The sequence below is a fragment of the Enterococcus thailandicus genome, assembly GCF_001886265.1.
Taxonomy (GTDB): Bacteria; Bacillota; Bacilli; order Lactobacillales; family Enterococcaceae; genus Enterococcus_B; species Enterococcus_B thailandicus.
On sequence record NZ_JXLE01000030.1, the window covers coordinates 1 to 7,252 of the forward strand.

Sequence of the window (7,252 nt, forward strand, 5' to 3'; positions counted from 1 at the left end):
TTATACGAGGATAATTTTTGGGAAGTAATTCCTATTGTTTTAGGTATCGATTCGAAATTAGTTTTATTACGAGAGTTATTAGTGATTGTTGATGATTTTGATTTCGACGATGAACAAGTTTTAAAAATTGTGGAAAATGATTATCGTTATTACAACAAAGAACTTTGTGGGTACAGTATAAACGACTCTACGAACAAATCACTTATTTTTAAAATAGATTAAAACACAAGAACTTGTAATTAAGACATATTTATAATTTATGAACTATGGTCAGTACAAAAGTCGGTGGTTTATGACGTATAAAATTTGGAGCTGTGTCAAGAAAAACTATACACGTTAAGAGAATTAGGGTAACTTGTACCAATCTCTCTATGATGTTGATATAAATAGTATGCTCTTATAATAACTGAGTTTTAATATTTTTTAATTTGCTATGTAATCAGTTTTTAAGCGCACTTAAATAGATCCGACTAAATTCACTTTATTTCTGGTCGCTTCAAGAATTTGAGTTTACGTCAATAAAAATTTATTATTTATCTATCGTGCTCATTTATGTTGATGTTTTGAGACCTCTTTACATTTGCTATGATAAAAAATTTTCAAATTCAAAGAGGTGATTTTTCACATAATTGTTAAAAATTTAACGCACCCGATTAAGTAGTATCTAAAATAGCGATTTCTTTGTTTGGTCAGAGGTTTATTTTGTGACTGGTAGTTTCCATATTATTTGACTTTCCAACATACGCCCGCATAGTTTACCAATTTTGTTTGATCGTCAAATCTTTCAATTTGCCCAATTTCAATGATCAATTGGGCAGCGTATACTTTTCCTACACCTTAAACACTTGTCATACGTTGATATTCTGGAATAACGACAACCAACAAATCGATTGCTTTATCCAAGTTTTCAAAAATGAAGCTTTCTTCTTGTACCAGGAGTAATGCCATATGTTTCTTTAAATTTTTGGTAAAAGAAATTAATATTCTCAAATCCGACTTGTTGCGAAATATCAACGATATCCATGTCGGTTGAAAGTAAAAAACGATCAGCTGCCAAGATACGTTGATTGATTACAAGTTTTTTGTAAGAATAGCCGGTGTGTTTTTTTAAAAGATTGGACAGATAATTGGGATTAAGGTTGAATTGTTCCGATAATTCTGTCAAAGTCACATTTGCATAATTTTTCTCAATGTATTTCAAAATTGGAACAATCGGGCTCTTTCGATATCGATCAGAATGATCCGTATAAGAGTCTTGATAGATATTCACAAGATCCGAAATGATCAAACTCAACAATCCTTCACAAATGTCGGTATATGCTGTGGAACGATCAAACCATTCGCATAACAACTCTTTAAAAAAGAACTGTATACGTGTCCTTGTTTCTGAAGCAAAATGAATAAATCGATCATGTTTCATTCCATGAGTGATGGCTTCAATAAAGAATGAAGTCAAAACGCTGTCCGAGGAAAAACGGTTGAAGAAATTTGCAGTTAAATAGTACTTGGGAATAATCAAATTAATGAGAATATCATCTTCGCCAAGCGGTTCAATCTTGTGAACAGTATTTGCATCCATTAGCAAAATTTGCCCTTCATACAGAAAATGTGGTTCATTGTTAATGATCTGCTGACATTTTCCAGCATACATATAGTTAAATTCAATCCAATCATGACAGTGAATAGGGTAATTCTGAAAACGAGAATGTCGTTTTATAAAAAACGGCTGATCTTTAGTAATCATCTGTGAATCTGTCAGTTCCATACAAAGAACTTCTTGATCGTTAACAACTACTTTTTTAAAATCTGAATAGTCGGGTTTTAAATTGCCATCACGGTAAGCTTCTTCATGAGAAGAAACTTCACGGATCAAGTTGTCTAGCGCTAAATGGTCCATCGTTTTACTCCTTTTTTTCGATTTTAACAATCCGTTATCGAGTAGTCAAATCTGTGTTTTTGTTAAAAAGAAAGCGTTTATTGATATTCGCGTCAGTAGAATAATTTGCTATATTGAAATCAAGTTGAAATTGAAGGCGCTATCAAATCAACAATAAATGATTGGAAGGAAATATTATGAAAGAAAAAATCACAGGTTATTTCGATAAATTAAGTCCTTTTTTTGACAAATTAGGCAACAATGCTTATTTAAAATCGATCTCCGGTGCGATGATGGGGACACTAGGTCCTATTTTGATCGGCTCGATCGCTGTTTTACTTCTAGTATTACCTAATAGTCTTCCAGCACTTTCATTTTTAGCTGGTTTCGCAAATGTTTTTAGCAAACTAAATCAAATAACTATTGGCTCGATGGCTGTTTATGTCGTGGTATTAATGGCTTATCATTTAGTGAAAAATCTACGTCCGTCAGAAGATGGTATTTCCGCTGCTATTATCGCATTGCTTAGTTTCTTTATCATTACCCCTCTAGGTACAACGACGGACGAAGTCAGCGCGATTCCAGCTACTTGGCTAAGTGCACAAGGAGTATTTTCCGCAATGATCGTTGGTTTGGTAAGTGGAAGAGTATATATTTGGCTGAAAGACAAAGGTTGGACGATCAAAATGCCATCAGGTGTACCTCCTATGGTAACAAAAGTATTTGAATCAATTTTGCCTACGGTTCTTATCAGTGTGCTCTTCATTGTATTCAATTCACTCTTTGAAGCAACCAGCTTCGGCAATATGCATCAGTTTGTTTACAGTATCATACAAGAACCGCTTCAAGGGATCGGAGGATCAATCAGTGCAGTCATTCTGATCTCACTGATTCAACAGGTTTTGTGGTTTTTCGGTATTCATGGAACAAATGTCGTTATGCCGATCGTTCAAGCCCTGTGGATGGCAATGGACGTCGAGAACTTAAACGCTGTTGCGGCAGGCCAAACACCGCCAAACATTACTGGCTATGCATTCTTTAATATCATAACTTGGAGCGGTATGGGCTTAGGATTAGCATTATTAATGCTGCGAGCGAAAAGCAAGCAGTATCGAGAAACAGGGAAAGTCGCAATTGTCCCAGCTCTTTTCGGAATCACTGAACCATTGATTTTTGGTACGCCTTTGGTATTAAACTTTAAATTAGCGGTACCATTCATTACCAATAATAGCATTGCTTTAATTTTAGCTTATGTTTTAACACGTTTTGGATTTGTCGCTCGTTTTACTGGTGTTACTGCCATTTTCGGTTTACCAATTGGGTTCCATGCAGCTGTTCAAGGGAAACTATCGATTATCATTCTACAGTTGTTCATTCAACTGATTTTGTCACCGATATTATGGTATCCGTGGTTTAAAAAGCTGGATAAAGAAACCTATCAATTGGAACAAGCCGCATTGAAGGAGAAAGTGTAAACTCGATGAAGAAAGCGGCTAGTGTCGCTTTCTTCTTTTTACATGTGGCACTAAAAGAGAAAAGAGGAGCACAATGAAGTATACCAATCCAATTATCAAAGGATTTCATCCTGATCCGAGTATCTGTTTCGATGGGAAATCCTACTATATAGTCTGTTCAAGTTTTGAATTTTTTCCTTGTCTGCCGATTTTTGAAAGCCAGGATCTGCTCAATTGGCATTTTAAGCAGTATGCGATTGATTGTCCGGATCATATCAATCTGAAAGAAATCAGCAACTCGATGGGACTTTTTGCCCCAACGATCCGCTTCTTTGAGGAAACATATTTTCTAGTATGTACAAATGTCACCCAAGGGAATTTCATCTGCCATACGAAAAACCTTGACCATGGTTGGTCTGATCCAATCTGGATCGATTGTCCTTTCGGGATCGATCCCTCACTTTCATTTATTGATGGCCGATTTTTCTTCCAACTTGCTGCATCAATGAAAGGGAAAAACAGCATTCTACAATTTGAAATCGATCCTTACAGCGGGAAAATGCTGACAGATCCGGTAGAAATCAGCCAAGGTTGCGGTGGACGCGACGCAGAAGCACCGCATCTATTCAAGAAAGACGAATGGTACTATCTTGTATTGGCAGAAGGTGGCACAAGAGAAGGCCATATGGTAACGATTCAAAGAAGCAAATCAATCAATGGTCCGTATGAAGGAGCTAATACGAATCCTATCCTCTCTAATAGAGATATCAAATCGAGGCTTCAAGCCGTAGGGCACGCAGATTTCTTTCAAGACAAAAAAGGTTCTTGGTGGCTGACAGCTCTTGCGACTAGGCCCAACCGTCATTTCACCCTGCTTGGTCGTGAAACGATTTTATTACCTGTAGAGTGGATAGATGGTTGGCCAGTCGTCAATCAGACAGGGAATGCATCGGTTGAAGTTGAAACAGATCGTTTTTCAAAAAGCGTTAAGCAGCGGAATGAACTAGTACCTTTTCTCTGCAAGAAGTTGCAGAGTGTACGTTTGCCAATTGATTATACGTATGATACTGATTTGGTCATTGATAACTTACCGACCCGTTTAGGAACTTCTAAGGACGAGCCCATTGCCTTTTTGTCCTTAAGTCAAGCTGATACTACCTGCTGCTTTGAAACGACATTGATGGTCGACGAATGTCAGGAGGGAACTTTTGGCATAGCAATCTATAAGGATGACCTGCATTTTTGCCAATTCGGATTGCGAAAAACAAAACACCAAACAGAGCTTTTTTCCAGCAAAATCATCTTCGATTTACATCTGCATCGATCCAATAATTTAAAAGATAGAAAGAGACTGACCCTGAAATTATCTGGAGACAGCAATAGCTACAATCTGCTGATTATAGATGAAACGAGCACTGTAGTGTTTAAAGATCAAATCGCTGTACGTCATTTTACAAACGAATGTTCTGACTCAAAATTTACCGGTGTCCAGTTAGGAGTTTTTGCAGAAGCAGCTACAGGAAAGACTCGCTTTATCACACCAGAACTGACATATCAATAAAGAAACTATTCGAGGAGCAATAATATGAAAAATCAAACACTGGCACAATTAGTCAACCAACTGACCTTAGATGAAAAAATCGGCCAATTGGTGCAGTTATCTGGAGAATTTTTTCACGGAAGCGATTTGTCATTGGGCCCCCAGAAAAAACTTGGCATCCAACAAGACATCATCGATGTTGTCGGTTCGGTATTAAATGTCACAGGGGCTCAAGTAACTCGAAAGATTCAAACAGACTACTTAAGAAAAAGCCGACACAAAATCCCACTATTGTTTATGGCAGATATCATTTATGGATACCGAACAGTCTTCCCGATTCCTCTAGGATTGGGAGCAACATGGAATCCGGCGTTGATTCAAAGCGCCTACCAAGCCACAGCACAAGAAGCAAGAGCGGCTGGCGCGCATGTAACTTATGCACCGATGGTCGACTTAGTACACGATGCTCGCTGGGGCCGATGCTTGGAGTCGACAGGAGAGGATCCGCTGCTAAATGCTGATTTTGCGAAAGCGATGGTAGAAGGCATTCAGCAGGAAAAAGGGGGGACCCTGTCCGGAATCGCTGCCTGTGTTAAACATTTTGCTGCTTATGGTGCAGCAGAAGGAGGACGAGATTATAATACAGTTGATATGAGCGAACGCAAACTGCGTCAAGACTACTTAAGCGGCTATAAAGCGGCTGTCGAGGCTGGATGCAAACTAGTCATGACTTCTTTTAACACGTATGATGGTATTCCCGCTACTGCTAATCAATTTTTGATCAAACAAATTTTAAGAGAAGAATGGCAGTTTGATGGAGTCGTTATTTCGGATTATGCAGCTGTTCAAGAATTGATTCCTCATGGGATTGCTGAGGATGATCGAGAAGCGGCCAAATTAGCGATCGAAGCAACAAATGACATCGATATGAAAACCCGCTGTTATGCGAAAGAGCTTCGTCCGCTGCTGGAAAGCGGTGCGATTGATCAGCGGTTGATTGATGACGCTGTGTATCGTGTCTTGAAACTTAAAGAGGATTTAGGGCTGTTTGAAGATCCTTTCCGCGGCAGTTCAGAAGAAGTAGAGGCTCAAATACTTTTATCCGAAGAGAACCGGAAACTTGCACGAAAAGTTGCCTCCGAAGCGATCGTTTTATTGCAGAATAAGCAAGAGGTACTTCCTCTTACTCCAAACAAAGAGAAAATATTACTCGTTGGTCCCTATGGTGACAACCGAGCAATGATTGGTTTATGGGCAGTACACGGAAAAACAGAGGATGTCACAACATTAAAAACGGCGCTCCAAAATGCAGTTACGGAAAAGTATGTTCATTGCGAACCAGGTTGCCCGCTTTTAGAAGACGATTCTATCCTCGGAGACTTTGGCTATACTGCCAGCGGCTCCTCCATATCAGCTGCAGAGCAAGAGCTTTGGTTGGAACAAGCACTGAAAGCGGGAGCCGAGGCCGATGTGATTCTTTTTGCTATGGGGGAACACAGTTTGCAAAGTGGGGAAGCTGGCAGTCGAACGGACCTTCATTTACCAGCCGTTCAGAGAGCATTTATTAAAAAAATGACCGCTCTTGGTAAAAAAAATATCCTGATCAATTTCAGTGGTCGTCCACTGGTTTTAAAAGAAGAAACAAAACAAATGGATGCAATTTTACAGGCGTGGTTTCCTGGCACAGAAGGAGCTCAAGCAATCGTTGACATACTTTTTGGGAAGGTCAATCCTTCTGGTCGTTTAAGTATGTGCTTTCCAGAAGATGTAGGGCAGCTGCCGCTTTCTTACAATCACTTCAATACTGGAAGACCATTGAACAGTAAGACACATACTGGACGTTTCGTTTCGAAGTATCTGGATTGTTCAAACGAGCCGCTCTTTCCATTTGGTTATGGGTTGAGTTTTGGGGAAGCATCATACCATTCATTAAAGCTGAGTAATTCGAGCATGCACGAATCACTGGAAGCAGAAATTACGATCCGCAATGACTCCGCTTACTTTAGATTGGAAACAGTCCAGCTTTATATCAGAGATCACGTTGGATCGGTAGTTAGGCCTGTGAAAGAATTAAAGAAATATCAAAAAATATCTTTGTCAGCTTATGAAGAAAAAACTGTTCAGTTCACAATAACAAAAGAAGATCTTTATTATTATCAAAAAGACATGAATTATGGTGTCGAACCGGGAATGTTTACTTTGTTTATCGGGAAAAACTCATCCGACTGTAAATCAGCGATTTTTGAAGTAATTTGATTTTCTATGTTATGTGGTCACTGGAACATCCATACAGAAGATGGCGTGAGGATTTAAAAAACGAATATTTTAGTTTTATTATGAATTTAAAGCAGGGGTTCTGTTGCAAAGTTTTAAATAAAGAAT

At 38.7% G+C, this 7,252-nt stretch carries 5 protein-coding genes and 1 pseudogene; 4 read left to right on the top strand and 2 right to left on the bottom strand.

Translation table 11 applies throughout. The features are described 5' to 3' along the window. A partial coding sequence (locus tag RV17_RS12725) for a DUF7006 family protein (protein ID WP_428839266.1) occupies nt 1-222 on the top strand: 222 nt, incomplete at its 5' end. A gap of 501 nt (nt 223-723) precedes the next feature. On the opposite strand, the pseudogene RV17_RS13770 reads toward RV17_RS12725, so the two are convergent. Then, a pseudogene (locus RV17_RS13770) lies at nt 724-825 on the bottom strand (transposase); the annotation flags it as partial. An 82-nt stretch (nt 826-907) separates the two neighbouring features. Further along, nucleotides 908-1,897, bottom strand: coding sequence for an AraC family transcriptional regulator (locus tag RV17_RS12735; protein WP_071869423.1), 990 nt, complete (start codon nt 1,895-1,897; stop codon nt 908-910). Nucleotides 1,898-2,073: 176 nt separating this feature from the next. Here RV17_RS12735 and RV17_RS12740 point away from each other — a divergent pair, with 176 nt between their 5' ends. The 3 genes from RV17_RS12740 to bglX all read left to right on the top strand — a co-directional run bounded on the left by RV17_RS12740 (nt 2,074) and on the right by bglX (nt 7,126). Continuing rightward, nucleotides 2,074-3,351, top strand: a complete 1,278-nt coding sequence (locus RV17_RS12740; protein ID WP_071869424.1) for a PTS sugar transporter subunit IIC — start codon at nt 2,074-2,076, stop codon at nt 3,349-3,351. 73 nt (nt 3,352-3,424) lie between these two features. Beyond that, nucleotides 3,425-4,891, top strand: coding sequence for a glycoside hydrolase family 43 protein (locus tag RV17_RS12745; protein ID WP_071869425.1), 1,467 nt, complete (start codon nt 3,425-3,427; stop codon nt 4,889-4,891). A 24-nt stretch (nt 4,892-4,915) separates the two neighbouring features. Next, nucleotides 4,916-7,126, top strand: coding sequence for a beta-glucosidase BglX (gene bglX, locus RV17_RS12750; RefSeq protein WP_071869426.1), 2,211 nt, complete (start codon nt 4,916-4,918; stop codon nt 7,124-7,126). Nucleotides 7,127-7,252 lie beyond the last annotated feature (126 nt).